The following is a 26,312-nucleotide window of genomic DNA, read 5'->3' as shown; positions in this document are numbered from 1 at the left end:
ACTCGATGAAACGATACTTAATCTTGGAAGATGGGACGGTTTTTGCCGGCGAAGCGTTCGGCGCTGACAAGGAATGCGACGGCGAAGTTGTCTTTTCGACGGGGATGACCGGTTACCAGGAAGCGATCACGGACCAGTCGTACGCTAATCAAATTTTGGTCTTTACCAACCCGCTGATTGGGAACTACGGTGTAACCCTCGAAGACTACGAATCAATGCAACCGCACATCCGGGGCGTGATCTGCCGGGAAGTGGCCCACCACCCGTGCAACTGGCGGATGCAGGACACCTTGCCTAACTTTTTGCAACAAAATGGCATTCCGGGACTGAAGGGCATCGATACCCGGCAGTTGGTTCGTAAACTGCGGCAGCACGGAACTTTGCGGGGACGTCTCGCGGATAGTTCCGACCAGGCTGAGCAGATTGCGGCTTCACTGCGGAAGAAGAACCTGACGAAGGACATTATTTCCCAAGTTTCGACGAAGACGCCGTTCCCGAACCCGGGCACTAAGCGCAACATTGTCTTAATTGATTTTGGCTTCAAGAACAGTATTCTTCAGGAATTGGCCCGTCGCGACTGCAACGTCATCGTGATGCCGTATGATACTACCGCTGAGCAGATTTTAAATCTCAAACCAGACGGGGTATTGCTCAGCAATGGCCCGGGCGATCCGAAGGACATGGCGGCGGCCTTCCCGATGGTCCGGGAAGTTGAAAAACACCTGCCGCTCTTCGGGATCTGCATGGGCCACCAGGTTTTTGCCCTTGCTAACGGGGCCGATACTTACAAGATGAAGTTCGGTCACCGGGGCTTTAACCACCCGGTTCGTGATATTGCCACGGGGCGGATCGACTTCACTTCGCAAAACCACGGCTACGCGGTGGACCCGAAGTCGATCGATCCGGACAAGCTGATGGTGACCCGGGTAGAAATCAACGACGGAACGGTTGAAGGCCTTCAGCACCGTCACTACCCCGCCTTTTCGGTTCAGTTTCACCCGGATGCTGCGCCGGGGCCGCACGATGCAGTTTCGATCTTTGATGATTTCATGACGATTGTCGACCAACGCAGAAAGGAAGAGAGCAATGCCTAAGAGAACTGATATTCATAAAATTATGGTGATTGGGTCTGGCCCAATTATCATCGGTCAAGCGGCGGAATTTGATTATTCTGGAACCCAGGCTTGTTTGGCATTGCGCGAAGAGGGCTATGAAACGGTCCTGGTGAACTCCAACCCGGCGACAATCATGACTGACACGGAAATTGCCGATAAGGTCTACATCGAACCGCTGACGACCGAAAGCGTTTCCCGGATTATTCGACAAGAATACCCAGATGCCATTCTGCCGACCCTGGGTGGGCAGATCGGCTTAAACTTGGCCGTTTCCCTGTCCAAGACCGGGATTTTGGACGAACTGGGGATTGAACTCCTCGGTACTAAGCTTGACTCCATTGACGAAGCCGAAGATCGGGAAAAGTTCAAGGAATTGATGCTGAAATTGGGTGAACCGGTCCCGCCTTCGAAGACCGTCAGCACGGTCGATGACGCGGTTGCCTTTGCCGAAAAGATCGGTTATCCCGTTATCGTTCGGCCAGCCTTTACCATGGGTGGCACCGGTGGTGGGATGTGCAACAACCGGGCCGAACTGGAACGGATCGCTGCGAATGGTCTGGATCTCTCTCCGGAAACTCAGTGCTTAATTGAAAAATCAATCGCCGGCTACAAGGAAATTGAATTTGAAGTTATGCGGGATGCCAGTGACAACGCGATGATCGTCTGCTGCATGGAGAACTTCGATCCGGTCGGGATCCACACTGGTGACTCGATTGTCTTCAGTCCGTCCCAAACCTTGAGTGACCGCGAATACCAGATGTTGCGGGATTGCGCTCTTAAACTGATTCGGGCTCTGAAAATCGAAGGGGGCTGCAACGTTCAATTAGCCCTTGACCCGAACAGTTACCATTATGATGTCATCGAAGTTAATCCGCGGGTTTCGCGGTCTTCAGCCCTGGCTTCTAAAGCAACGGGCTACCCGATTGCCCGGATGGCTGCCAAGATTGCGGTCGGCTTGAACTTGGACGAAATTAAAAATCCGGTCACCGGGACGACCTACGCCGAATTTGAACCAGCCCTTGATTACGTTGTCTGCAAGATTCCGCGCTGGCCATTTGATAAGTTCACCCACGCTAACCGCCGCCTGGGTAGTCAAATGAAGGCGACGGGGGAAGTCATGGCGATTGGGCGGAGTGCTGAAGAAGCTCTCCAAAAGGCCGTGCGCTCGCTGGAAATCGACGACAAAGATCTCTTTAGTCCGAAGGCACATGCTGCCAGCGATGAGGACTTGGAAGCCAAACTGGTTCATCCGCAAGACGACCGTCTCTTCTACCTTGCCGAAGCCTTTCGGCGGGGTTATAGCCTGGATAACGTGCACGAGCTGACCAAGATCACACCTTACTTCCTCGACATCGTTCAACACCTCGTGAAGATGGAAGGACAGCTTGAAAATGCTCCCCAAAATCTTGCTTTGTTGAAGACTGCTAAGCGTTACGGTTTCAGTGACTACACAATTGCGCGCCTGTGGAAGACTACGGCGGATTCGGTCCGTCACTTACGCAAGGAGCATGGCATCGTGCCGGTCTACAAGACGGTCGACACCTGTGCCGCGGAATTTGATTCCCAGACGCCATACATGTACAGTTCTTACGATGCGGAGAACGAAAGCACGCAACTCTCCGATAAGTCAGTATTGGTTATCGGTTCTGGCCCGATTCGGATTGGCCAGGGGGTCGAATTTGACTACGCAACGGTCCACAGTGTCCGGGCCATTCAGCGGATGGGCTACAAGGCGATCGTCATCAATTCCAACCCTGAGACAGTTTCAACGGACTTCACTATTTCTGATAAGCTCTACTTTGAACCGCTGACTCTCGAAGACGTCCTCAATGTAGTTGACCAGGAGCACCCACTCGGCGTGATCGTTCAGTTCGGGGGGCAGACCGCGATTAACCTTGCGGCCGGTCTCAAGGAACACGGGGTCAAGATCCTTGGCACGACGGTTCACGACCTCAACCTGGCCGAAGACCGGGAAGAATTTGATGAGATCATCAAACGCCTTGATCTGCGCCAGCCAGTTGGCTTGACCGCATCTGACCACCAAGGAGTCATCGATGCGGCCCACAAGATCGGCTTCCCAGTTCTGGTTCGGCCGAGCTACGTTCTCGGTGGGAAGGCGATGGAAATCGTCTACAACGACGCGGAACTGGAGGACTATCTCAAGCAGAACACGAATGTCGATGCCGGTGGACACCCGATCCTGATCGATTCCTACTTGGACGGGACCGAATGCGAAGTCGATGCGATCTGTGACGGCAAGCGGGTGCTGCTGCCGGGAATCATGGAACACATTGAACACGCCGGAGTCCACTCTGGCGACTCTATGGCGGTTTACCCGTCGCAAACCTTCGATGACCAGATCAAGCAACAAATCGTTGACGCCACCAAGAAGCTGGCGATTGCCCTCCGGTGTGTCGGCATCATGAACATTCAGTTTATCGTTTCCAAGGGTCAAGTTTACGTCCTCGAAGTCAACCCGCGGGCCAGCCGGACGGTGCCGTTCCTGAGTAAAATTACCGGGATCGAAATGGCACAAGTGGCGACCCGGGTTATCCTTGGTGAATCGCTCGAGGAGCAAGGCTATCCAGATGGCCTGGCACCTGAACCGAAGCAGGTGTACGTCAAGGCTCCGGTCTTTAGCTTCAACAAGCTGTCCGATGTGGACTCCTACCTAGGACCAGAAATGAAGTCGACGGGTGAAGTGATGGGCTCCGACCGGACCTTCCCGAAGGCCTTGATCAAGGCCTTTGCTGGTGCCCGGATGCAAGTGCCGGATAACGGGACCGTCCTGCTGACGATTGAAGATAACGACAAGGAGAAGATCTTGCCGCTGGCTCAGCGCTTTGCTAACATCGGCTACCGGCTGATGGCAACGGCAGGGACCGCTGCCTTCCTCAAGCAGCACCAGCTCCATGTCACCACCGTCACCAAGGTACACGAAGACGAGGGGCAGGCTGATAACATCCTGCAAACCATTAAGGACGGGAAGGTCGACCTGGTCATCAATACGATGGGCCATGATATCGCCCAGACGTCGGACGGCTTTATCATCCGCCAGATTGCTATTTCCCACAACGTGCCGCTGCTGACGGCGCTTGATACCGTTCGGGCGTTGCTGACGGCGTTGGAAAATCGTTCCTTCAGCACTCTGCCGGTCGATACCGGTCGGCATAGCTAAACAGAATTAAGAAATCCCTTTTGACCAATTGCAATCGGCAGAGACATATGTTATTCTATGGGAGTTGATTTAAATATGACTCTGCCTAAGACTCAGGTGGCGCAAGCCTCAATTTACCTGCCGAGGAAGAATGAAATTCCTTCTCTATGTCTGCGGTCATAGGGATTTTTTTAATCCTAATCTTCAATTTCGCATTCAGGAGGTGAAATCGATGAGTGAAGCAGCTATTGCTAAAAAGGCCGAAATCGTTAAGCAAACGACTGACGAATTGAACGCCGCTGAATCAGCCATCGTTGTTGACTACCGTGGTCTGACGGTTGCCGAAGTTACTGACCTGCGTAAGCAGCTCCGTGATGCCGACGTTTCAATGAAGGTTATCAAGAACAAGATTCTGGAACGTGCTGTGGAAGGCACTGACTACGAAGACCTGAAGAGTGTTTTTGTTGGCCCAACTGCCGTGGCTTTCTCTAACGAAGACCCAATTGCCCCAGCTAAGATCTTGAAGAAGTTCGCTGACGAACACGACCAACTCTCCATCAAGGGTGGTTTCATTGAAAAGAGTGTTAAGACTCTGGACGAAATCAATGAATTCGCTACGATGCCGAGTCGTGAAGAACTGCTGGCTACCCTGGTATCTTGCCTGCAAGATCCAGTTCGCAAGGTCGCACGTGCTGTCAAGGCCGTTGCCGACAAGGGCGACGATGCAGCCGCATAAGGTTATTCTTCATCTTACCTATCGAATTCAAAAAAGACAATTTATTGGAGGATTATAAACATGGCTTTTGATAAGGATGCTATCATTGCTTCTCTGAAGGAAGCATCAATCTCAGACCTTAACGACCTGGTTAAGGCTATCGAAGACGAATTTGACGTTTCAGCTGCTGCTCCAGTTGCTGCTGCTGGTGCTGCTGCTGGTGGCGCTGCTGCTGCTAAGGACTCATACACTGTTGAACTGACTGAACCAGGTCAGTCCAAGGTTAAGGTCATCAAGGCTGTTAAGGACGTTACTGGTGCCAGCCTGATGGACGCTAAGAAGCTTGTCGACGGTGCTCCTTCCGAAATCAAGAAGGACGCTAGCGAAGACGAAGCTAACGACATCAAGTCCAAGCTGGAAGATGCCGGTGCTACTGTTACCCTTAAGTAATTGTAGTTTCGCCAAAAATAAAAACTGTCAGCAATTTTTGCTGGCAGTTTTTTTTTACAGTTTTTTGGCGAGCAGAAAATCGATTTGTGGATCTGAGCCGACCTGAAAGACGTGCTGACCGACCCGTTTAAAACCGTCGCGCGCGTAAAATTTTTGGGCGACTTTGTTATGCTCATAAACACCCAGCCACATATAATCCTTGGCTTCGCGGCGGGCAATCTTTTCAGCGTATTTGATTAAGATCAGGCCGAGACCCTGGTGTTGGAACTGCTGACGAAGGTAGATGCGTTCCACTTCCAGGGCGTTGTCCTTGATGGCTTCTGTCTGGGCGTCGCCAACGTTGACTTTGAGATAACCAGCGACTTGGTCACTGACCACCAGAAAAAAGAAGCGACTGTTAGGATTGTCAATTTCAGAGCGCATCTTAGCAGTCTCGTAATCTTCCTTCAAGAAGCGGGCCATGTCGTCGGGAGCGGTGTAGGGGTCAAAGGTCTTTTTAAAGGTTTCACGCGAGATCTCTTGTAAAGCGGGAATGTCATCAACCGTTATCGGTCGAATGCGGTAAGCAGGTTTATTCATGATTAGCCTCCAGATAAAGAAAGCAGCTCGGAATCATTATAAAGACGGAGGCGAGCTGCTTTTTTGTTATTTGTTTTCTTTCTTATTCGGATCCATCACGTGGTAGTCAGAAGCACTCATCGCTTCGACCGCGCCCTTGCGATAGCCGTTGCCAACCTGACTGAAGAAGTCGTGATTGGACGTGGTAGTAGAAATTCCGTTCATCACGATTGGGTTGACATCAGAACTGGTATCTGGGAAAAGTGGTTCTTGGCCGAGGTTCATCAGCGCCTTGTTAGCATTATAGCGGATGAAGGTCAGAACGTCGTCAGTCCAGCCAACATCATTGTAGAGCATGTTGGTGTACTTTTCCTCGTTGTCGTACAGTTCGTACAGGAAGTTGTACATCCAATCTTTCATATCTTGTTGCTGCTTTTCGGTTAAGTCGTGCATCCCTACCTGGAATTTGTAGCCGATGTAAGTGCCGTGAACGGATTCGTCCCGGAGAATCAACTTGATGATTTCGGCGGTGTTGTTTAGCTTATTGTGGCCCAGGTAGTACAGGGGGGTGTAAAAGCCGGAATAGAAGAGGAAGGTTTCCAAGAAGACGTTGGCAATTTTTTTCTTCAGTGGGTCCACCGACGGATCGGTGTACAAATTCGCAATTCGAACGGCCTTCTTTTGCAAGTAATCTTCCGTGTCAGACCAGTGGAAAATTTCCCGGATTTCGTCCGGTGTGTTGAGGGTGGAAAAAATTGTTGAGTAACTCTTGGCGTGAACCGATTCCATGAACTGAATATTGTTTAAAACAGCCGTTTCGTGCTGGGTTTTGACGTCCTGCTTGAGAGCAGTCATCCCCACTTCAGATTGAACAGTATCCAGCAGGGTCAAACCACCAAAGACGTGGCCTACCAACCAGCGGTGGTCATCGTCTAAGGAACGCCAGTCATCCAGGTCATTAGAAACCGGAATTCGGGTATCGAGCCAGAATTGTTCGGTCAATTTTTCCCAAGTTGCTTTGTCGATCATATCCGAAACTTCATTCCAGTTGATCGCTTTATAGCTCTTCAATGCCATCGTAATTTTGTCTCCCTAATTGTTGATTTAATTCGCTTTTAACTTCTCTATTATGCCGCCAGCAATTAAATTACGCAACTTTCACATTGGTTAGCGCCGATTTCTGTGTTGTCATCGGTAAAGGTCCGAACGTAATAGATCGATTTGATGCCCCGTTGGAAGGCATAATGGCGCAAAATGTTTAAGTCCCGGGTTGTCATCTTGTCGGTGCGGCCCTTCTTCCATTCGTACATCCCTTCGGGAATTGTGGAACGCATGAAAATGGTTAAACTCATCGACTGGTCAACATGCTGTTGAGCGGCAGCATAGGTATCGATCACCTTGCGCATGTCGATGTCATAAGCTGATTGGTAGTAAGGCATCGTTTCATTGCTCAGGTACGGTGCCGGGTAGTAGATCTTGCCGATCATCTTTTCTTGTCGTTCTTCGATCCGGTTAACGATCGGGGTTAGGCTGGCCGTCGAGTCGTTGATGTAGGAAGTGGAACCGTTTGGTGCCACCGCGATCCGGTAGCGATTGTAGAGACCGTCCTTTTGCACGGCTGCTTTGAGCCGGCGCCAGTCATCCCGGCTCGGAATGTTAATGTGAGCGTCACTAAAGAGCTTTTGGACCCGGGCGGACTTTGGCGTCCAGTCACGGTTGAGGTATTTAGTAAAGTAGGAACCGTCAGCGTATTTGCTCTTTTCAAAGCCGGCAAAAGTGGTTCCCTTGTCACGAGCAATTTCGTTGGAAGCGACCAGGGTCCAGTAATTGAGGAGCAGGAAGTAGGTACCGGTGAACTCGATTGCGTCCGGGCTGCCGTACTGAATCTTGTTCTTGGCGAGAAAACTGTGTAGCCCCATGGCCCCTAAACCGACGGCATGTGATGCTTTGTTACCAGCTTGAATGGATGGAACGACGTCGATGTTTTCGATATCGCTGATGTGGGTGAGGGCCCGCATCATGGCCTTGATGGAACGGCCAAAGTGGGGGCCCGCCATCAAGTTGGCGATGTTGGTCGAACCAAGGTTGCAGCTGACGTCGGTGCCTAAGGTCTCATAAGATTGGTCGTTGGCAACGACGGACGGAACTTGGACCTGGGCAATTTCGGAACAGAGATTGCTCATCACGATTTTGCCGTCGATCGGGTTGGCACGGTTTTCCGTGTCGATATTGACAATGTAAGGATAACCCGATTCCTGCTGCAGCTTGCTGATTTCGTCCTCGAGTTCGCGGGCGTCGATCTTCTTCTTGCGGATGTCCTGGTTGGCAACCATCTTATCGTATTCCTTTGTAATGTCGACGTATGAGAAAGGAACCCCATAGACTCGTTCGACGTCGTAAGGACTGAAGAGATACATTGGCAGGCCCTTTTCGGTTAACTCATAGAACTTGTCCGGTACGGTGATTCCTAAGGAAAGGGTCTTGACCCGCACTTTTTCATCCGCGTTTTCTTTTTTGGCACCGAGGAAATCGATAATGTCGGGGTGGAAGACACTCAGGTAGACCACGCCGGCTCCTTGGCGTTGCCCCAGCTGGTTGGAGTAAGAGAAACTGTCTTCGAGCAGTTTCATAACTGGAACGACGCCACTTGCCATGCCTTCGATCTTTTTGATCGGGTCACCAGCCGCCCGGAGGTTGGTGAGGTTGATCCCCACGCCGCCGCCGATTTTGGACAACTGGAGGGCGGAGTTGATCGTTCGACCGATCGTGTTCATATTGTCGGTCGTTTGGATTTCAAAACAGGAGACGAATTCACCCCGCCGCTTGCGGCCAACGTTTAGAAAACTCGGTGTTGCCGGTTGGTAGCGTTGGTGAATGATTTCGTCTGCGAGGTTCATCGCCAGGTCTTCATCGCCATTGGCATAAAAGAGGGCGTTCATGGCAACCCGGTCGATGTAATTTTCCAAGTAGTACTCCCCGTCGTTGGTCTTCATTGCATACTGGGCGTAAAACTTATAAGCGGCCATAAAGGAGTGGAAGTGGAAGTGCTGGTCCTTTAAGTAGTCGTAAAGTTTTTCAATGAAGGCGGAGGAGTATTGCTTCATAAAACCGGCTTCGATGTAGTCATTTTTGATCAGCCAGTCGTAGCGTTCTTTTAATGAAGCGAAGTGCTTCGTGTTGGGCTTAACATTGGTCTCAATAAAATTGGCCAGAGCTTCGGCATCCTTGTCGAGTTGAATTTTGCCGTCCTTGGGGATATTGAGCTCGTTATTGAGATCATAATATTTAGTTTTGGTAATATCGATATCAGATAATGCCATGATAAACTCGCTTTCCTAATTAATATTGCTGTGGCGCATAAAAAAAGACCGAGAGATCATCAGTCTTGCATTGTCAACTATCCGGCCTGTTGGGGTGAAAATTAAGCTAACTGTTTGAGCTTGTCAGGACGGAAGCCAGAAAAAGCGTCACCGTTCGGGGTCTTTACGACCGGTGCAGCGAGGAAGCCTTCCGCTTTCAACTGGTTGGCAAACTGGGGTTGCTCGTCAATATTGTGTTCTACGAAGTCCACGTTGTGTTGTTTCAGGAATTTCTTAGTCATCTTGCACTGGATGCAATTATTTTTGGAAAAGACTTCAACCATTCTAGGAATCTCCTTTGCGTTTCGTTGATGTTTTCTAGTATACCTGGTCAAAGGTAAATTGCAAGCTGATTCACCACAAGATATGGACATAAAAATAGTTCTAAACACAAGATCTAGTGGTGAAGAAGGAAAGAGCTATCATGGCGTCCGGGCGAGGAGCAACTGGATTTTTGCATGATTGTTTGGTCATGTGAACTGGCAGGGGATGAAAGGACAGCCGAATTCGGTTACAATGTGGACAAGAAAAGCAACAGAGAGGTTGACAAATGGACAAACAGGTCGAATTTTTTATGAAGGAAGCCCTCTTTGAGGCGCGAAGTGCTGGACAAATCGACGAAGTGCCAATTGGGGCCGTAGTCGTCAAAAATGGGCGAATCATCGGCCGGGGTCACAACTTGCGGGAGCACCTGCAGGAGGTGACGATGCACGCGGAAATGATTGCCATCACTGAAGCCTGCCAGTATCTCCACAGTTGGCGTCTAGAAGATTGCGACCTCTACGTCACACTGGAGCCCTGCATGATGTGTAGCGGGGCGATTCTCAACGCCCGGATTAAGAATCTTTACTACGGGGCACCGGATCCTAAGGCTGGAGCAGTGGATAGCTTGTACCACCTGTTAGGGGATTCCCGGCTTAATCACCAGGTGGATGTTCACGCTGGCATTTGCGCCACCGAAAGCAGTCAACTCTTGCGCACCTTTTTCCGCCGGGTGCGGCGCCAGAGAAAGGCAGCTCGGCGGCGTTGGCGCCGGCAAAATCCTAAATTGACTGGTCAAACTGGGGAAAGTAGTGTATGATGTTAAGTGCCGTAAGGCCTTAGGACAAAGGCGCACTTACGAACCGTGTCAGGTCCGGAAGGAAGCAGCACTAAGTTTGATGAGTCTTGTGTCCTAAGTTAATGAGATTATGACGGCCGTTCGGATTTTCGGACGGTTTTTGAATTTGGGCAAGGAAACGTGTTCTTTTAAGGACGTGATGAATTGTCCTTTTTTGTTTTGCCTCTTTTCAAAAACTTGTATAATATAGAAGATTATCTTAGAGAAAGGAAGAGCGTGATGAGCTACCAGGCACTTTATCGAGTTTGGCGTCCCCAACGATTTGATGAGATTGTGGGTCAGCAGGTGATCACCCGGACCCTCAAGAACGCGATCATTACGAAGCAGATCAGTCACGCCTATCTCTTCACTGGTCCGCGGGGAACGGGGAAGACCTCGGCTGCTAAAATATTTGCCAAGGCCGTTAACTGTCACCATGCTAAGGACGGTGAGCCTTGCAACCAGTGTGAGACTTGCAAGGCGATCACGGCAGGCCGGCTCAACGACGTCATTGAAATCGATGCCGCTTCGAACAACGGGGTGGAAGAAATCCGTGACATTCGTGATAAAGTCAAGTACGCCCCGACGCAAGCGGATTATAAGGTCTACATCATCGACGAAGTGCATATGCTTTCTACGGGGGCTTTCAACGCTCTGCTCAAGACGCTGGAAGAACCGCCAGCCAACGTGATTTTTATCTTGGCGACGACGGAACCACACAAGATTCCACTGACGATTATTTCGCGGGTTCAGCGTTTTGATTTCCGGCGCATTAGTGCACAGGACGCCTTTGACCGTATGAAGTACATTCTAGATCAGAAAAAGGTCACTTATGAGGAAAAAGCTTTGTGGGTGATTGCTAACGCGGCCGAAGGAGGGATGCGGGATGCACTCAGCATCCTCGACCAGGTCTTGTCATTTTCTGATAATCACGTCAAGCTCGACGATGCGCTATTGGTAACGGGGAGTGTTGCCAAGAAACTGTTGAAGGATTACTTTCTCCAGGTGACTAAGCCTGATAGTGCAGCGGCCTTGAAGGGCTTGAGCGGCTTACTGGCATCGGGCAAGGACGGACAGCGTTTTATCGAGGATTTGATTTCCTTTATCCGGGACGTCTTGCTCTATCAAGAATCACCATCCCTGGTTCATGTCGAAAGCACGGGCTTGAGCGATGAGGATTTTCAACAGCTCAGCGCTGCAGCCTCAGCTCCTGTTTTGTATGACATGATTGATGTTTTAAATGAGACCCAGGATGAAATGCGCTTTACGACGCACCCCGACGTTTATCTTGAGGTGCTGACGGTCAAGCTCTGCCAGGTCAGTAAGGATTTGGCTCATTCGGCTTCAGAGCTGGGGCCTGCAAAAGCGAAGATTGACCAGCTTAATAGTCAGGTAGCTCAACTGCAGCAAGAAGTGGCCCAACTGCAAAAGCGGGGATCAACGAGTCCGATCGTCAGTTCGCAACCGGCGAGCCCCCACATTCGAAAGCGGTCAGCGGGTCATCCCGGAACGTCCCGGGTGAACCTGCACCAAGTGTACCAGGTGCTCGAGACGGCCACCCGCACCGACCTCGACGAGGTGAAATCCCTGTGGAGTGATCTCTTGTCGATGCTATCGAACATGGAACGGGGACTGGTTGAATTGGCGACACCTGCTGCTGCCGGCCCCGACAGTGTTGTGCTGTCGTTTAAGCAGCCGTTTTTACTCCAACGAGCCAATGGGGGCAACTTGAGCGAAGTGATTCAGCAGGATCTCCAGCAACTCTGCGGTAAAGACCGACGGGTGACCTTTGTCCCAGCTGATAAATGGCCACAAATCCGTGCTGACTTCCTGAAGGAGCACGGTTATTCTATTAAGAAACCGGACCAAAGGGTTCAGCCGACTGCAAAAGCACCGGCTCCGTCGAGGGAGCCACAAAGCGGCCAAGATTCAACTGGTACCAATGCGGAGCCAAAACAAGCTGCCGCTCCGGCGCCAACGAGTCCGGCCGATCAGCCGACTGATCCGGTGGTAAGCAAGGCCGAGGAGCTCTTTGGCAGTGACATTGTAAAAGTCGAAAACAATTAAAGAAAGTCAGGTAAAGATAATGATGAACGGAATGAACATGCAACAGATGATGCAACAAGCCCGTAAACTGCAAAAGCGGATGGCCAAAGAACAAAAGGAACTGGCCGCCGAAAGTTTTACTGGCAAATCACCAGATGATATGGTGGTGGCTACCTTTAGCGGGGATAAGAAGCTGACGGACCTGCAGATCAAGCCCGAAGCCGTGGATCCTGACGACGTCGACATGCTTTCTGACTTGGTGGTTGCCGCTGTCAACGATGGGCTAAAGAAGGTTGATAATGCGACCCAGTCCAAGATGGGCAAGTACACCAAAGGACTTGGCATTTAACGATGAGCAGTCTTCAATATCCCGAACCGATTGCTAAGTTAATTGCCAGCTACATGAAGCTGCCCGGGATCGGTGAAAAGACTGCTACCCGCCTGGCTTTCTACACTATCGGGATGGCCAAGCAGGATGTCGATGAATTTGCTCAGTCGCTGCAAGCGGTCAAGACTGATCTCCATTACTGCAGTATTTGCGGAAATATTACGGCAGATGATCCTTGTGATATCTGTAAAGATCCTAACCGGGACCAGTCGCAGATCGTAGTAGTCGAGCACTCGCGTGACATCATGGCAATGGAGCGGATGAATGATTACCATGGCTTGTACCATGTCCTGCACGGGACCATTTCGCCTGCTGACGGCACGGGACCGATGGACATCAACATCCCGTCGTTGTTAAAACGGCTTAAGACCAACCAGCACGTGAAGGAAGTCATTGTCGCCACGAATGCCTCAGTTGATGGCGAAACAACGGCACAGTACCTGGCAAAGCTGATCAAGCCCGCCGGAATTAAGGTGACGCGTTTGGCACATGGTTTATCAGCCGGCGCAGATATCGACTACACCGATTCCTTGACTTTGATGAAAGCGATCCAGGGGCGGACGGAACTTTAGGAGGCTTGAAGTTGGCGCTTTTCAAGACAGATCCACAGCAGGTCAAAAAGTACGGTGATTATCGTTTAATGAATTTGATTTACGACGTTAAGGCGAGTTGGAACCACGCCATTGAAACCGAGCAGGCGGTTTACGAGGGGCAAACCGACAGCGAGCTTTATTACCGGACCAAACTACAAGAAAAGAAGTATCTCTACCTTTACGAAAAGGCCCGGCATCGTAGAGCCCATGGTCAGCTTAATCCCGGCGTGATTCAGCAATAAGAGGTGGAAGATGAAAGGACATTTTATTTCGTTTGAAGGCCCGGATGGGGCGGGAAAGACCAGTGTTCTCAAGGCCTTGGTTGATAAATTTCAGCCCCGCCTGGGCCAACGCTTACTCGTGACGCGCGAACCTGGCGGTGATCCCTTATCTGAGCAACTGCGCAAGCTCCTCTTTGATGACCGCAATCGGGGGATGGATGACCGGACGGAAGCGTTGCTGTTTGCCGCTGCCCGGCGCCAGCACGTGGTTTCCGTGTTAGAACCAGCTCTTGCGGCTGGCAAAGTTGTTTTTAGCGACCGTTACGTGGATAGCTCCGTTGCCTATCAGGGTGGTGGCCGCCAACTCGGTGAACAAGCTGTCTGGGATATCAACGCCTTTGCGACTCAGGGCGTGATGCCAGAGTTGACGATCTACTTGGACGTTCCCTCGGAAGTAGGGATCCAGCGAATTCTTCAGAAACGCCAGAATCAAGTTAACCGGTTAGATCGGGAAGCCCTGTCCTTTCACCACCGAGTCCGGAAAGCCTATTTACGGCTCCTAGCTCAGGATCCATCCCGGATTCAAAAGATCGATGCTACTCAGCCATTTGACAAGGTCATTGCTGACGCGGGTGACGTGTTGCGGCAATTTGATCCTGCCATTTTTGGCTAATCCTAAGGAGGTCTCATTCAATGAAATTAATCTTTGCGATTGTTCAACCAAAAGACGCCAAGCGCGTTCGAAATGCCTGCATTGACGCCCATTTCGGGGTCACCCAGATGAATTCGGTCGGGGGCTTTTTGCGGGAAGGCAACACGACTTTTATGATCGTTTCCAAGGATGAACGGGTTGATGAGGCCTTAAAGGTGATCAAGGATCATGCCCAGGCCCGTCGCCAGTACCTTACACCCGGCAATGGGCTGGATAATGGCGCCTCATCTTATCCAGTGGATGTTCAGGTGGGTGGGGCGATTTGCTTCGTCGTGCCGGTTGAACGCTACATGGAATTTTAGACGGGAGCGAGCTGATGGTCGAAAAGGTAATTCAGCGAGCTGAAGATCTCCAACCGGCGATTATCACTCGCTTTCAGCGGGTTTTTGCGGCGCATGAATTAGCCCATGCCTATCTCTTGGTGGGCCCCAGTGGTTCCGGGAAGCGGTCGATTGCTGAATGGTTGGCGATGCGCCTTTTTTGCCAGCATCCGCACGATAACGCTCCGGACGGCACCTGCCCTGAGTGCGAACGGATTTTAAACCATAACCATCCCGACGTAATTGAGGCGACCCCGGCTGGCCGACAATTGAAAGTTGATCAGCTACGGCGGCTCAAGGCAGAGTTTACCAAGAGTGGGATGGAGGGTTTTCGCAAAGTCTTTATCCTCAATGATGCGGACAAGATGACGGTCAATGCAGCTAACAGCCTCCTCAAATTCATTGAGGAGCCCGGTCCAGGTATCTACATCCTGATGCTGACGACGAATAAAGCGGCGATTCTACCGACGATTCAGTCACGGACCCAGGTGGTCGAACTGCAACCTTTGTCCCCGGAAAAATTGACGGCAGAATTCGATGTCGCCGGTATCGACAAGCAATTGCAACCGATTGTGCGGGGACTGACCGATTCGGTGCGTCGGGCCAAGGAGCTGGTAGAAGATGATTGGCTGACCCACGCGGTGCAGACGACTGTCGACTGGTATAAGCAGCTTGTGGCCGGCTCACTATTGAGTTTTGTAATGATCCAGACCGACTGGTTGAAGCTGGCCACGGATCGGCTGCATCAACAAGTTCTGCTCGATTTACAGATGATGATCTGGTGTGACACCTTGATCCTTGCTAATGGCGTTGGTCAGGAACAGCTTCATTTTCAGCTTGCCCTCCCAACGATTCGGCAGACAATTCAAAAATATGCCAGAGGCCGGTTACTGGCGGCGGCTGAGTTGACTTTGCAAACCCGGCGGCTTTTAGATGGCAACGTCTCATTTCAAAATGTCAGTGAACAACTGACCATTCGTTTACACAATGTTTTACAAGGACGGGGGAATCAAAATGGTTGAACGTATTAATAAGAGTGACCTCTACGACCACTTTGCCCGGTTAAGTCAGCAAACTCAGGACCTGGTCGCTAACATGAAGCGTCTTCAGGAAGAAGTCAACGCGGTTCTTGAAGAAAATGCGGAATTATCGATTGAAAATGAGCATCTGCAGCAGCTGGTGAGCCAACAGGCAGCTAAGGAGGCCGCGACGACTGGCGGTGAATCGGGAAAGCTTACCCCGTCACGGGAGAACCTAAAGAAGCTGTACCAGCGGGGCTTCCATGTTTGCAACGAATATTTTGGCAAGCGGCTCGACGAAGGGGAATCGTGCACCTTCTGTCTTGACACCATTTATGGCGATCACTCTCTCGGGGCGCCCAAGGGAGGCGATCGGTGATGGCCATTCAAGCGACGCGCAGTTTTGCAAATCCAACAACGGGGACCCTCTACCTGGTGCCTACACCGATCGGCAACCTCGATGATATGACGATGCGGGCCGTCAAAGTCCTGAAAAAGGTTGATTTAATTGCGGCCGAGGATACGCGCCACACTCAGATGTTGCTCAACCATTTCGCGATTAAGACCCATGCGATTAGTTTTCACGAGCACAACACGGAGGCCCGGCTGCCGGAACTGTTAGCTAAGTTGCAAGCGGGACTTGATATCGCCCAGTGCAGCGACGCGGGGATGCCGTCAATTTCGGATCCTGGTAAGGAGCTGGTAGCTGCTTGCACCCAGCAGGGAATCCCCGTCGTGCCTTTGCCTGGTGCTAATGCTGGTTTAACGGCATTGATTGCTTCAGGACTGGCTCCCCAGCCGTTCACTTTTTATGGCTTTTTGGACCGCAAACCCCAGCAGCAGCTAGCTGAGCTTCAGCTGCTGACTAAGCGCCCAGAGACCCTGATCTTTTATGAGGCGCCCCACCGTTTGAAGCGAACGCTGGGGTCGATGGTTAAAGCCTTTGGCCCTGATCGGCCGGCGGTGCTGGCACGAGAATTGACGAAGCGCTATGAGGAATTTTTACGGGGCTCGCTGGCTGAACTGCAGGAATGGGCTCAGACAACGACAATCCGAGGCGAATTCGTCGTCTTAGTCAGCGGCAATCCGAATCCGCAGGCTCCAGCACCGGGCCCGGCCGTGACTGATCTGCCACTGGTGGAACAGGTCCAGCTCCTGATTGAAAACGACGGTTTAGCCCCGAATGCGGCGATCAAAAAGGTGGCACGGGCAAACCATGCTAACCGTCAGCAATTGTACCGGGAATTTCACCATTTGGACGGAGAGGAGTAAACGATGGAAAATCCGCAGGAATATACGATGAAACATCGGCTGGCCTATTACGAATGTGACCAGAGTTCCCATCCGAGCCTCAGTATGCTGGTGGCGATGGGGGTCTTAGCCTCCGAACGGCATGCTGATGTTCTGAACTGCGGGCGACAGGCGGGATTAAAGTATAACGGTGCTTGGATTATCCTCAGTTATGAGGGCCAGCTCAGCCAACGCCAACCCGTCTTTGGCGATGAAGTGGTTTTGGGAACGAGCTTGGTCGGCGTCAACCGGTTCTTTGCTCAGCGTGAGTTTTGGTTGGCGGACGCAACGGGATTTCGTTTTGCGACAATGACCGGGCAGTTGGGCTTTGTTGACCTCAGCCGGCGGCGGATCCAAGCCATTCCGGATGAGCTAGTGGTCCCCTTCCACGCTCCAAAGCTGAAGCGGCTGACCCGTCCCCGGAACCAGGATCCCTTGTCGGCAGATGTAGCGGATGGTCAGTCCCACTACCAGGTGCGTTACTTTGATATCGACGGCAACCGGCACGTCAACAACGTGCGTTATTTTGATTGGATGCTAGATTCCATGGGGGCTGATTTTCTGAACGCCCACCAACTGCGGCGGTTCAATATTAGTTATAAAAACGAAGTTCGCTATCCATCCCGAGTAACAAGCCGCTATCAGATGACAACTGACGAGCGGGGGACGGTCAAGTCGATCAACCAGATCTTTTCCCATGATCAACTGAGTGCCGATGCCGAGTTTGCATGGCAAAAACGAACAGATAAATAAACAATTAAGGAGTTGCGAGAACTGCTAACGTGCGGAAACTTGAAACTCCTTTTTTCTTTGCGCAAAATTCACAAAGATTTTGAAAAAGGTGGTATTCTGAAAGTGTATTGACATTGGATAGGAGCACAGAAGAAGCGAGAATCGATAGGAGTGTTGCGTCGTGAAAAACAAAACATTTGGCTTGATTTATTTGGAGCCGGATGAGCTGATTCTGCAGGTCTTTGAACGGCCTTCCATGAAATTGATTACGGAGGTTCGTTCAGGGACGATGCAGGTGGGAGCTCACCCGGTTGCTAATTACGCCCATAACCTAGTGGCGATCGTGAATAGTTTGACCGGTTTTCAGCGCGTCCTGGCCGATTACGGGGTAGAGCAGACTAAGTTTTACGGTAACCGCGAAGACCTGAGTCCGGTCGCTGCTCGCTACGTTGCTGACCAGATTGAAGTACGGACGGGGCTAAAAATCCACTGGTTGAATACCAGTCAGCTGATCGCCGACACCTTAAGCCGATTGATGACCAAGCTGCCGCACTTCGATGAATTGAGTAAGAAGAGCCTGTACGTTCTCAGCATGGGCTTGAACACGTCGACCTTAGCTTACTTCCGACACGGCAAATTTCAGATGTCTTGGGATATCGACCTCGGCGGGGCCCGGTTAAGTCAGCTGGTTACTACCTTGCGGCAGACGACAACCAACCCGAGCGAAATTATCCTCGATTATATCTCTAGCAAGTTGGAGTACTTGGTGCCTGAACTGCGCCACGTTAAGAAGTCCCGGTTGTTAATTCAAAATGTTTCTACGTTGGCCCAGAGCTTCGTACCGGCTGGTGAACAGCTGGGGGAAGTGCCACGGGAAGAATTTGAGCAACGTTACCAGAGTCTGATTACGGCCACGGACCAGTACATCATTAGTCACTATGACGTCAACGAACAGAGTGTTAACTGGGTCTTGCCCAACTACCTCGTGGCCGAGCGGGTGATCCACTTGCTAAATGCCAAGCACGTTTATGCCACCAACATTTCGGTTTTGGACGGGGTAACGACAGCTGCTAGTGGTGGTCAGCAGTTAATTTCCCAGATGATCCGCACGTCAGCGGACAACCTGGCTCAGCGTTACGGCGCGGATTCTAAACACAACGCGTTTGTAGCCGCCTTGGCTGTCAAACTCTTTGATGCCTTGCAGCCGATTCACCGCCTTTCTCAGAACGATCGCTTACTTCTGGAGATCGCCAGCAAGGTGGATGATATCGGTAATTTCATCAATCCCCAGGCCCATTACCGGCACTCAGCCTATATTCTTGAGGCCAATCCGTTGATCGGTCTGTCTGACAAGGATAATCATATTGTTGCAGAAGTTGCCCGCTACCACAGTATGGAGAGCCCCCACATCAATCAGCGCAGTAACACGTCCCTTGACCTTGAAAGCCAGATCACTGTCGGCAAGCTCGCTGCTATTTTGCGGATGGCGGATTCGTTAGATGATTCGCGGCAACAGAAAATTAAACAGGTCCGGCTGCGCCTGCATGATGATGAATTGCAGATTTTGGCGAAGGCCGATGACGACCTAGTTGTTGAGCAGTGGGCCTTCCAGAAGAAGTCGCAGCTGTTTAAAGCTATCTATGGTTTGAAGCCGGTTTTGATCACGAAGGAGGAAGACTAGCGATGTCAAATTATAAGAAGTTTTATCATCCACAAAACTACGTCAACCGTGAACTGAGCTGGATTGATTTTAACGGCCGGGTTCTAGAGGAAGCGGTGGAAACAAGCAATCCCTTACTTGAACGGGCCAATTTTTTGGGGATCACACAGAGCAACGTCGATGAATTTTTCATGGTCCGGGTCGCTTCACTGCATAAACTGATGGCGGCCAACGTGACGACGACTGATGCTTCGGGGATGACACCAGAAGAGCAGCTGATGGCGGTCAACGAAAAAGAACACCGGATGGTTGAAGAACGCTACCACGTTTACAATGATGTTATCATCCCGGCGTTGGCCAAACAGAGGATTAACATTGCCCGCTTTAACCAGCTGAGCGAAGAACAGCGCAACTTCCTCCACCGTTATTTCCGGGAGGAATTGCTGCCGGTCTTGACACCGATGGCTGACGACAGTTCCCGTCCTTTCCCATTCATCAGTAACAATTCGTTAAACATTGCGATCAAGCTGGAACGCGACCGCAGTGAAGATGATGAAGAGACGCAGCAAAAGATCTTGGAAGGGGACCAGGAAGTTGAACGGCGGCCTCAGGAACCCCATGATGACCGCAACGAAGGCCATGACAAATTCGCCACGGTCCGGGTGCCGAAAATTTATAAGCGGCTCGTCAAACTACCGCACGAAAATACCTTTGTCCTGCTAGACGAAGTGATCAAGCAATTCTTGAATGAGCTTTTCCCGGGTTACCGGATTCTTGCAACGGGGACTTACCGGGTTAGCCGGGATATGGACCTTGACGTGGCCGAAGAAGATGCTTCTGACTTGCTGCGGGCAGTTCAACACCAACTGCGGGCTCGTGAGCACGGTTCCGTCATGCGGATGGAGGTTGAAGCAAAGACGGATTCTTGGTTGGTGAACCACCTGATTGATAACTTAGGGGTCAGTGATATGTCGCTCTACCGGGTGAACGGTCCCGTTGACCTTACTTTCTTGAAGAAGCTGTCGGGGATGGTTGAAGGGCATGATGACCTTCGTTACAAGCCATTTAAGTCCTACCTCGATCCGTCCTTCTCAATGGATCACGATATTTTCCAAACGATTCGGCAAAAAGACCACCTCGTTCAACACCCTTACGACAACTTCCAAGCCGTTGTGAACTTTATCCACCAAGCGGCTGTCGATCCTCAGGTGTTGGCGATTAAGATGACCCTCTACCGGGTTTCTGGCAATTCACCAATCATTAAGTATCTGGGACAGGCGGCCCAGGCGGGTAAGCAGGTGACGGTACTGGTTGAAGTGAAGGCCCGCTTTGACGAGCAAAACAACGTCCGCTGGGCGCGTCGTCTTGAGCGGATGGGCTGCCACGTGGTTTACGGTCTGGTCGGCCTGAAGACTCACTGTAAACTAGCCTTGGTTATCCGACGTGACGAAGACGGAATTCGTCGCTACATGCACCTGGGAACCGGGAACTACAACGATGTGACGGCACACTTCTACACGGATATGGGGCTCTTTACCTGCGATTACGAGATCGGCGTCGACATGACCAACCTCTTCAACATGCTATCTGGTTTTGCCCGGCCACGGTACTTCCACAAATTACACATCTCACCACACGGCATCCGCAACTTCATCAATCTGAAGATCGACGAGCAGATTGCGGTGGCGAAGGGCGGCAGTCCAGCACTGATTCGGATGAAGATGAACTCGCTGTCCGATAAACAGATTATCGCCCACCTTTATGAAGCGGCGGCAGCAGGTGTCAAAATTCAACTGTTAGTGCGTGGGATCACCTGCTTGCGGAACGATTTACCGGAGCTGCAAGGCAACATCGAGGTTCATAGTATCGTCGGCCGTTTCCTCGAGCATTCGCGGATCTATTACTTCAAGAGCAACGGCCATGATGAGATTTACCTGGCTAGCGCTGATATGATGACACGAAACCTAAATCGGCGGGTCGAGGAACTCTTCCCCGTTTTGGAAAACGACACCAAGAAGCGGGCCATCGACATTTTTGATGCGATGTGGCGCGACAACGTTAACACCCGTGTTCTGCACGGCACCGAATACGAAATGATCGATCGTGACGGTCAGCCGGCCTTTGATTCGCAACAGTACTTCGTTGATGAAGCAGTGGCTCAGCAATCGGCTGAAAAGCGGCAACGCAAGAACCGCCGGCATATGTCAACGGTCTTGGAAACACTGACCCGCCATGTTTCGAAATTGCACCTCAGTGATCCAGAAAAGGGGGACCAACATGACTAATTTGGCGGTCATCGACCTCGGCAGTAATTCGGTTCGCCTGCGCATCACCCAGTTGGCAAATAGCGGTCAGTACAAGGTTCTCGCCTACGAGAAAGAATACGTTCGCTTGAGCGCCAACATGGGATCAGAAAAGCTTTTGAAACCGGAACCGATTGCCCGAACTATCAAAGCGCTGAAGCGTTTTAAGAAGATTTGCCAAAAATTTAGTGATGTGCAGCTGATTTCTGTTGCGACGGCGGCAGTTCGGCAGGCTACCAACCAGGACGAATTTTTGGCCCAGGTTGTCCGCGAAACCGGTTTGCAGATTAATGTGATTTCCGGTGAGCGTGAGGCCTACCTTGATTACGTGGGAGTGAGTCGGACCCTGCCGATTCGCAACGGTCTGATCCTCGACACCGGCGGCGCAAGCATGGAACTGATCTTGGTTGACGATGGTTACGCAGAAGAAGCGGTCAGTTTGCCGGTCGGTTCAGTGCTGCTCTCCCAGCGGTATCAGCTTGGTGACCAGATTACAGCGGCAAATCTCTATGACGCAGTTGTCCAGGTGGATGAGCTCCTGGCTAGCCAGCGGTGGCTGAACCGTGCTCGTCATAGCCGCATCGTTGCCCTCGGTGGTTCCAACCGGGCCCTTGCCAAAGCCTACCGCTGGCAGCATTTTGCAGATTCAGCAACGGTTCCCTCGGTTCACGGCTTGACGATGACCCGGACTGACGCTTACACGATGATGCACCAGTTGATTTCTTCGACGCGGGAAGAGCGGGCTGCCATGCACGGAATTGCATCTGCCCGGGCTGATGTGATCGTCGGTGGTTTATTGCCTTTGATGACTTTGTTGCGGCAACTGAATTTGAAACAATTGATGTTCAGCAATAATGGTTTGCGAGAAGGGCTCATGTTCAAATACATGGATCATAAGTTGAGCACGGAGAGCATTCAACACCTGCAGAAGGCTTGACTTTGTGGTAGAATTTGGCCTGTAATGGATTAAAGATGGTTTAAAGGAGAGTAATTATGTCAATTTTAGTGGCTGGCGGCGCTGGCTATATTGGTTCCCACATGGTCGCCGACTTAGTAGAAAAGGGTTATGAAGTTGTGGTGGCCGATAATTTGTCGACTGGCCACCGTGCGGCCATCAACCCGAAGGCGAAGTTTTACCAGGGCGACATTCGCGACCGACAATTCCTGGATAAAATTTTTAATCAGGAAGAGATCGAAGCGGTAGTTCACTTTGCAGCTTTTTCCCTGGTTGCTGAATCGATGAAGAAGCCATTGAAGTACTTTGACAACAACACTGGTGGCATGATTACTTTGCTGGAAGCGATGCATGACCACGGAATCAAGTACATTGTCTTCTCTTCGACGGCGGCAACTTATGGGATTCCGGAACACATGCCGATCAAGGAAAGCGATCCCCAGGTTCCGATCAACCCTTATGGCGAGAGCAAGTTGGCCATGGAAAAGATCATGAAGTGGTGCGATCAGGCTTACGGCATTCATTTTGTTGCCCTGCGTTACTTTAATGTTGCGGGAGCCAAGCCGGACGGAACCATTGGGGAAGATCACCATCCAGAAACGCACTTGGTACCGATCATCCTGCAGGTGGCCGAGGGCAAGCGCCAGGAATTGAGCATTTTTGGTGATGATTACAATACCCCAGACGGTACCAATGTACGGGATTACGTACACCCAATGGACTTAGCCGATGCCCACATTCTGGCCATCAAGTATTTGCAGGCCGGTAACCCGTCCAACGCCTTTAATTTGGGCTCCTCGACCGGCTTTTCTAACAAACAGATGCTGGAAGCCGCTCGTGAAGTGACTGGCAAGGAGATTCCTGCTAAGATCGCACCGCGACGGCCGGGTGATCCAGACGCCCTGGTAGCCGCTAGTGATAAGGCCCGCCAGGTTCTTGGTTGGCAGCCGCAGTACGATGATGTTAAAAAGATCATTGCGACAGCCTGGAAGTGGCATTCGACCCATCCCAACGGCTATGATAATCAGCAATAACCGCTAATAAATAAGGGACTGAGAAAATCAATTGGTTTTCACCAGTCCCTCATTTGTTTTGCGATCAACTACCGAACATTTCACCCGGTTTTGCGTTATGATTGTTTGGGGTTAACATTAAAGCATTCGTAAAGAAGAAAGGAAGGCCTTTCCATGAAAATTTTGGCGATTGATACTTCCAATCACCCGATGACGGTCGCTTTGTTGGAAGATCAGCAATTGCTGGCAGCCACGACCTTGAACATGGTCCGTAACCACAGTATTTACCTGATGCCGACGATTGACCAGCTAATGAGCCGGTTGAAATGGCGGCCTGGCGACCTTGAGCGGATTGTGGTCGCCCAGGGTCCGGGTTCCTATACGGGGGTACGGATTGCGGTGACAACGGCGAAAGTATTGGCTGCCACCCTAGGAATCGACCTGGTCGGGATTTCCAGTCTGGCAGTGCTCGCTGCCAACGTGCCAGCGACGACGAAAGCATTGATTGCCCCCTTCTTTGATGCTCGGCGTGGCAACATTTATGGCGGGGTCTACCAATGGGAGAATTCGCAGCTGGTCAACCGGCAAGCTGATGAACACTTGGCGATGACGGACTTTGTTCAGCGCCTCGGTCAGTGCAAAGAGCCGGTGATCCTGGTAGGACAATTGACCAAGCGGATCAACCAGCATTTTGATGGTCACTTGCCGGCCAATGTGACGCTCTTGACAAACGGTTATGCGATTCCTGACCCCTTCAAGCTTGGTCTGCTCGGTGAAGATCACGAGACTGTTAAGGATTTGGATGCGTTCGTGCCCCACTACCTTCTGTTGACGGAGGCAGAAGTGGAATGGAAGAAACAGCACCCGAACGCTCCGCACCAGAATTATGTTCGCGAGGTTTAGGCGTTACCTGGCGGCATCGTTGGATTTGCCCCAGCGCCGCATTACTTACTCACCGACTTACCAGCGTTGCGGTCACCATTTGTATTATTTTACGGTAGCTCGGGAGGCAGATATTTCGGCGATGGTCCAGATCGAACGGGATAATTACGGCCGCGCACCATGGAACAATCTGGCTTTTGAAGCTGAGCTGACGAAAGCAAACCGGCTCTACTTGGTCGCCAAGGATGATGACCTGGTGGTCGCCTACGCAGGTTGTTCCTTCAACTGGCAACGCAGTGATGCCCACATTACCAACATTGCGGTCAGTCCGTCTTATCAGCAGCAGGGGATTGGGACGACTTTGCTGACGACGCAGATGGCGGTGGCTCGGTGCTATCAGATTCGAACGATGAGCCTGGAAGTCCGGGTTAAAAATGAGAACGCTAAGAGACTTTACCATCGGCTGGGTTTCCGGGACGGCCGGGTGAAATATCGTTATTATGATGATGATCATGGCGATGCGCTCGACATGGTCGCACAGTTAAAGGGAGGGAGTAGCTTTTGACGAAGCGAACTTTAATTCTGGCCTTTGAGTCCAGTTGTGATGAAACCAGTGTAGCGGTTGTTGAGAACGGAACCAAGGTTCTGTCAAATGTGGTGGCCACACAGATTGCGAGCCACCAGCGTTTTGGTGGCGTCGTACCGGAAGTAGCGAGCCGCCACCATATCGAACAGATCACGAAGTGCACTCGCGAAGCTCTGGAACGGGCCGCAGTGAACTATAGTCAACTGGCGGCTGTTGCTGTGACCTATGGGCCAGGTCTTGTCGGTTCGCTATTGGTAGGAGTAACGGCGGCCAAAGCAATTGCCTGGGCGCACCACCTGCCACTCGTTCCGGTTAACCACATGGCTGGGCACCTCTACGCAGCTCGTCTGGTCGGTGAGTTTATTTATCCTCAATTGGCCCTCCTGGTGTCTGGCGGGCATACGGAATTAGTTTACATGCCGGTCGAACATGAGTATGAAATTATTGGGGAAACGCGTGATGATGCGGCTGGTGAAGCCTATGACAAGATTGGCCGGGTGATGGGAGTTAATTATCCGGCTGGCAAAACGGTTGATGAATGGGCAGCTAAAGGTTCTGATACCTTCCATTTTCCACGGGCAATGGAAAAAGAAGCTAACTATGACTTTAGCTTTAGTGGTCTGAAGAGTGCCTTTATCAACGTTGTGCACAACGCCCACCAACGGGGAGAAGAGCTAAACAAGCTTGATCTGGCTGCTAGTTTTCAACAGTCAGTTGTAGACGTTCTGGCTGAGAAAACTGAACGGGCTCTCGACCGCTACCCGGCTAAACAGTTTATTTTAGCCGGCGGGGTAGCTGCTAACCACGGTTTGCGCAATCGCTTGAGTCATGATCTCAGTAAGAAGTTCCCTGATTTGAGCGTTTTGCAGGCCCCACTGAAATATTGTGGTGACAATGCGGCAATGATTGGGGCGGCAGCCTACGTCAACTATCGCTATGGCGACCGGGCCGGCCTGGACCTAAATGCAGATCCGAGTTTGATGTTCAAACACTTATAAAAAAGACGGGATTTGATGCGTACCCCCAAAGTTGGAAATCGACTTTGGGGGTATTTTTTTATGATGAGAATTTACAATTCAAGTGCAACATAAATTAAAAAAATAACCCATAACGGGTAGAATTAGTTTAATAACCAAATC

At 51.2% G+C, this 26,312-nt stretch carries 26 protein-coding genes, 1 other RNA gene and 1 other annotated feature; of the genes, 23 read left to right on the top strand and 4 right to left on the bottom strand.

Annotated elements, in window-relative coordinates; genetic code table 11:
- Positions 1–5 precede the first annotated feature (5 nt).
- The 4 genes from QOR82_RS03305 (at position 6) to rplL (ending at position 5,437) form a co-directional block, all read left to right on the top strand.
- Positions 6–1,094, top strand: a complete 1,089-nt coding sequence (locus QOR82_RS03305) for a carbamoyl phosphate synthase small subunit (protein ID WP_283583347.1) — start codon at positions 6–8, stop codon at positions 1,092–1,094.
- Positions 1,087–4,293, top strand: coding sequence for a carbamoyl-phosphate synthase large subunit (gene carB, locus QOR82_RS03300; protein WP_283583346.1), 3,207 nt, complete (start codon positions 1,087–1,089; stop codon positions 4,291–4,293). Before QOR82_RS03305 ends, carB begins: the two co-directional genes overlap by 8 nt.
- 66 nt (positions 4,294–4,359) lie before the next feature.
- Positions 4,360–4,473: a sequence feature (ribosomal protein L10 leader region), on the top strand.
- A gap of 31 nt (positions 4,474–4,504) precedes the next feature.
- Positions 4,505–5,008: a 50S ribosomal protein L10 gene (rplJ, locus tag QOR82_RS03295; protein ID WP_283583345.1), complete on the top strand. Its 504-nt coding sequence runs from the start codon at positions 4,505–4,507 to the stop codon at positions 5,006–5,008.
- A gap of 60 nt (positions 5,009–5,068) precedes the next feature.
- Positions 5,069–5,437: a 50S ribosomal protein L7/L12 gene (gene rplL / locus QOR82_RS03290; RefSeq protein ID WP_283583344.1), complete on the top strand. Its 369-nt coding sequence runs from the start codon at positions 5,069–5,071 to the stop codon at positions 5,435–5,437.
- Positions 5,438–5,491: 54 nt separating this feature from the next.
- Here rplL and QOR82_RS03285 read toward each other — a convergent pair whose 3' ends face one another.
- From QOR82_RS03285 to nrdH, 4 genes are all read right to left on the bottom strand, one after another.
- Positions 5,492–6,016 carry a GNAT family N-acetyltransferase gene (locus tag QOR82_RS03285; RefSeq protein WP_283583343.1) on the bottom strand — a complete coding sequence of 175 codons (525 nt, stop codon included), beginning with the start codon at positions 6,014–6,016 and terminating at the stop codon, positions 5,492–5,494.
- A gap of 66 nt (positions 6,017–6,082) precedes the next feature.
- Positions 6,083–7,072, bottom strand: a complete 990-nt coding sequence (nrdF, locus tag QOR82_RS03280; RefSeq protein ID WP_283583342.1) for a class 1b ribonucleoside-diphosphate reductase subunit beta — start codon at positions 7,070–7,072, stop codon at positions 6,083–6,085.
- A gap of 65 nt (positions 7,073–7,137) precedes the next feature.
- Entirely contained in the window at positions 7,138–9,315 is a 2,178-nt protein-coding gene (gene nrdE / locus QOR82_RS03275; RefSeq protein ID WP_283583341.1) for a class 1b ribonucleoside-diphosphate reductase subunit alpha, read from the bottom strand.
- Between the two features lie 101 nt (positions 9,316–9,416).
- A complete protein-coding gene (gene nrdH, locus QOR82_RS03270) occupies positions 9,417–9,638 on the bottom strand; it encodes a glutaredoxin-like protein NrdH (RefSeq protein ID WP_283583340.1) in 222 nt (73 codons plus the stop codon).
- A 266-nt stretch (positions 9,639–9,904) separates the two neighbouring features.
- Here nrdH and tadA point away from each other — a divergent pair, with 266 nt between their 5' ends.
- From tadA to tsaD, 19 genes are all read left to right on the top strand, one after another.
- Positions 9,905–10,435: a tRNA adenosine(34) deaminase TadA gene (tadA, locus tag QOR82_RS03265; protein ID WP_283583339.1), complete on the top strand. Its 531-nt coding sequence runs from the start codon at positions 9,905–9,907 to the stop codon at positions 10,433–10,435.
- Positions 10,436–10,451: 16 nt separating this feature from the next.
- An RNA gene (gene ffs / locus QOR82_RS03260) (signal recognition particle sRNA small type) lies at positions 10,452–10,538 on the top strand.
- Positions 10,539–10,693: 155 nt separating this feature from the next.
- Entirely contained in the window at positions 10,694–12,520 is a 1,827-nt protein-coding gene (dnaX, locus tag QOR82_RS03255) for a DNA polymerase III subunit gamma/tau (RefSeq protein WP_283583338.1), read from the top strand.
- 19 nt (positions 12,521–12,539) lie between these two features.
- A complete protein-coding gene (locus QOR82_RS03250) occupies positions 12,540–12,848 on the top strand; it encodes a YbaB/EbfC family nucleoid-associated protein (RefSeq protein WP_283583337.1) in 309 nt (102 codons plus the stop codon).
- A gap of 2 nt (positions 12,849–12,850) precedes the next feature.
- Positions 12,851–13,459, top strand: coding sequence for a recombination mediator RecR (gene recR / locus QOR82_RS03245; protein ID WP_283583336.1), 609 nt, complete (start codon positions 12,851–12,853; stop codon positions 13,457–13,459).
- Positions 13,460–13,470: 11 nt separating this feature from the next.
- Entirely contained in the window at positions 13,471–13,722 is a 252-nt protein-coding gene (locus QOR82_RS03240) for a YaaL family protein (RefSeq protein WP_408612909.1), read from the top strand.
- A gap of 10 nt (positions 13,723–13,732) precedes the next feature.
- On the top strand, positions 13,733–14,374 hold the full coding sequence (gene tmk, locus QOR82_RS03235; RefSeq protein WP_283583334.1) for a dTMP kinase: 642 nt from the start codon (positions 13,733–13,735) through the stop codon (positions 14,372–14,374).
- A 20-nt stretch (positions 14,375–14,394) separates the two neighbouring features.
- A complete protein-coding gene (locus QOR82_RS03230) occupies positions 14,395–14,715 on the top strand; it encodes a cyclic-di-AMP receptor (protein ID WP_283583333.1) in 321 nt (106 codons plus the stop codon).
- 14 nt (positions 14,716–14,729) lie between these two features.
- On the top strand, positions 14,730–15,755 hold the full coding sequence (gene holB, locus QOR82_RS03225) for a DNA polymerase III subunit delta' (protein ID WP_283583332.1): 1,026 nt from the start codon (positions 14,730–14,732) through the stop codon (positions 15,753–15,755).
- On the top strand, positions 15,748–16,131 hold the full coding sequence (locus tag QOR82_RS03220; protein ID WP_283583331.1) for a DNA replication initiation control protein YabA: 384 nt from the start codon (positions 15,748–15,750) through the stop codon (positions 16,129–16,131). The genes holB and QOR82_RS03220 overlap by 8 nt, the downstream gene beginning before the upstream one ends.
- Positions 16,132–16,136: 5 nt before the next feature.
- Positions 16,137–17,024, top strand: coding sequence for a 16S rRNA (cytidine(1402)-2'-O)-methyltransferase (gene rsmI, locus QOR82_RS03215; RefSeq protein ID WP_408612910.1), 888 nt, complete (start codon positions 16,137–16,139; stop codon positions 17,022–17,024).
- Between the two features lie 3 nt (positions 17,025–17,027).
- Positions 17,028–17,795: an acyl-[acyl-carrier-protein] thioesterase gene (locus QOR82_RS03210; protein WP_283583330.1), complete on the top strand. Its 768-nt coding sequence runs from the start codon at positions 17,028–17,030 to the stop codon at positions 17,793–17,795.
- A gap of 160 nt (positions 17,796–17,955) precedes the next feature.
- Positions 17,956–19,455, top strand: coding sequence for an exopolyphosphatase (locus QOR82_RS03205; protein WP_408612908.1), 1,500 nt, complete (start codon positions 17,956–17,958; stop codon positions 19,453–19,455).
- Positions 19,456–19,457: 2 nt separating this feature from the next.
- Positions 19,458–21,719 (top strand): RNA degradosome polyphosphate kinase, encoded by a 2,262-nt coding sequence (locus QOR82_RS03200; protein ID WP_283583329.1) that lies wholly within the window; start codon positions 19,458–19,460, stop codon positions 21,717–21,719.
- Complete coding sequence (locus QOR82_RS03195) at positions 21,712–22,674, top strand: Ppx/GppA family phosphatase (RefSeq protein ID WP_283583328.1); 963 nt, start codon at positions 21,712–21,714, stop codon at positions 22,672–22,674. The genes QOR82_RS03200 and QOR82_RS03195 overlap by 8 nt, the downstream gene beginning before the upstream one ends.
- A gap of 56 nt (positions 22,675–22,730) precedes the next feature.
- Positions 22,731–23,726 carry a UDP-glucose 4-epimerase GalE gene (galE, locus tag QOR82_RS03190; protein WP_283583327.1) on the top strand — a complete coding sequence of 332 codons (996 nt, stop codon included), beginning with the start codon at positions 22,731–22,733 and terminating at the stop codon, positions 23,724–23,726.
- A gap of 153 nt (positions 23,727–23,879) precedes the next feature.
- Complete coding sequence (gene tsaB / locus QOR82_RS03185; RefSeq protein ID WP_283583326.1) at positions 23,880–24,608, top strand: tRNA (adenosine(37)-N6)-threonylcarbamoyltransferase complex dimerization subunit type 1 TsaB; 729 nt, start codon at positions 23,880–23,882, stop codon at positions 24,606–24,608.
- Between the two features lie 19 nt (positions 24,609–24,627).
- Entirely contained in the window at positions 24,628–25,152 is a 525-nt protein-coding gene (rimI, locus tag QOR82_RS03180; protein ID WP_283583325.1) for a ribosomal protein S18-alanine N-acetyltransferase, read from the top strand.
- Positions 25,149–26,171, top strand: coding sequence for a tRNA (adenosine(37)-N6)-threonylcarbamoyltransferase complex transferase subunit TsaD (gene tsaD, locus QOR82_RS03175; RefSeq protein WP_283583324.1), 1,023 nt, complete (start codon positions 25,149–25,151; stop codon positions 26,169–26,171). The genes rimI and tsaD overlap by 4 nt, the downstream gene beginning before the upstream one ends.
- Positions 26,172–26,312: the final 141 nt, after the last annotated feature.

It is taken from the genome of Limosilactobacillus difficilis (genome assembly GCF_947387495.1).
Taxonomy (GTDB): domain Bacteria; phylum Bacillota; class Bacilli; order Lactobacillales; family Lactobacillaceae; genus Limosilactobacillus; species Limosilactobacillus difficilis.
The sequence above is the reverse complement of the archived record's forward strand: the minus strand, read 5'-3'. Positions and strand labels throughout refer to the sequence as shown.

Bases quoted from the DNA above. Each gene is read 5' to 3' on its own strand.
- QOR82_RS03305 (WP_283583347.1), top strand. From the start codon at position 6: ATGAAACGATACTTAATCTTGGAAGATGGGACGGTTTTTGCCGGCGAA.
- carB (WP_283583346.1), top strand. From the start codon at position 1,087: ATGCCTAAGAGAACTGATATTCATAAAATTATGGTGATTGGGTCTGGC.
- rplJ (WP_283583345.1), top strand. From the start codon at position 4,505: ATGAGTGAAGCAGCTATTGCTAAAAAGGCCGAAATCGTTAAGCAAACG.
- rplL (WP_283583344.1), top strand. From the start codon at position 5,069: ATGGCTTTTGATAAGGATGCTATCATTGCTTCTCTGAAGGAAGCATCA.
- QOR82_RS03285 (WP_283583343.1), bottom strand. From the start codon at position 6,016: ATGAATAAACCTGCTTACCGCATTCGACCGATAACGGTTGATGACATT.
- nrdF (WP_283583342.1), bottom strand. From the start codon at position 7,072: ATGGCATTGAAGAGCTATAAAGCGATCAACTGGAATGAAGTTTCGGAT.
- nrdE (WP_283583341.1), bottom strand. From the start codon at position 9,315: ATGGCATTATCTGATATCGATATTACCAAAACTAAATATTATGATCTC.
- nrdH (WP_283583340.1), bottom strand. From the start codon at position 9,638: ATGGTTGAAGTCTTTTCCAAAAATAATTGCATCCAGTGCAAGATGACT.
- tadA (WP_283583339.1), top strand. From the start codon at position 9,905: ATGGACAAACAGGTCGAATTTTTTATGAAGGAAGCCCTCTTTGAGGCG.
- dnaX (WP_283583338.1), top strand. From the start codon at position 10,694: ATGAGCTACCAGGCACTTTATCGAGTTTGGCGTCCCCAACGATTTGAT.
- QOR82_RS03250 (WP_283583337.1), top strand. From the start codon at position 12,540: ATGATGAACGGAATGAACATGCAACAGATGATGCAACAAGCCCGTAAA.
- recR (WP_283583336.1), top strand. From the start codon at position 12,851: ATGAGCAGTCTTCAATATCCCGAACCGATTGCTAAGTTAATTGCCAGC.
- tmk (WP_283583334.1), top strand. From the start codon at position 13,733: ATGAAAGGACATTTTATTTCGTTTGAAGGCCCGGATGGGGCGGGAAAG.
- QOR82_RS03230 (WP_283583333.1), top strand. From the start codon at position 14,395: ATGAAATTAATCTTTGCGATTGTTCAACCAAAAGACGCCAAGCGCGTT.
- holB (WP_283583332.1), top strand. From the start codon at position 14,730: ATGGTCGAAAAGGTAATTCAGCGAGCTGAAGATCTCCAACCGGCGATT.
- QOR82_RS03220 (WP_283583331.1), top strand. From the start codon at position 15,748: ATGGTTGAACGTATTAATAAGAGTGACCTCTACGACCACTTTGCCCGG.
- QOR82_RS03210 (WP_283583330.1), top strand. From the start codon at position 17,028: ATGGAAAATCCGCAGGAATATACGATGAAACATCGGCTGGCCTATTAC.
- QOR82_RS03200 (WP_283583329.1), top strand. From the start codon at position 19,458: ATGTCAAATTATAAGAAGTTTTATCATCCACAAAACTACGTCAACCGT.
- QOR82_RS03195 (WP_283583328.1), top strand. From the start codon at position 21,712: ATGACTAATTTGGCGGTCATCGACCTCGGCAGTAATTCGGTTCGCCTG.
- galE (WP_283583327.1), top strand. From the start codon at position 22,731: ATGTCAATTTTAGTGGCTGGCGGCGCTGGCTATATTGGTTCCCACATG.
- tsaB (WP_283583326.1), top strand. From the start codon at position 23,880: ATGAAAATTTTGGCGATTGATACTTCCAATCACCCGATGACGGTCGCT.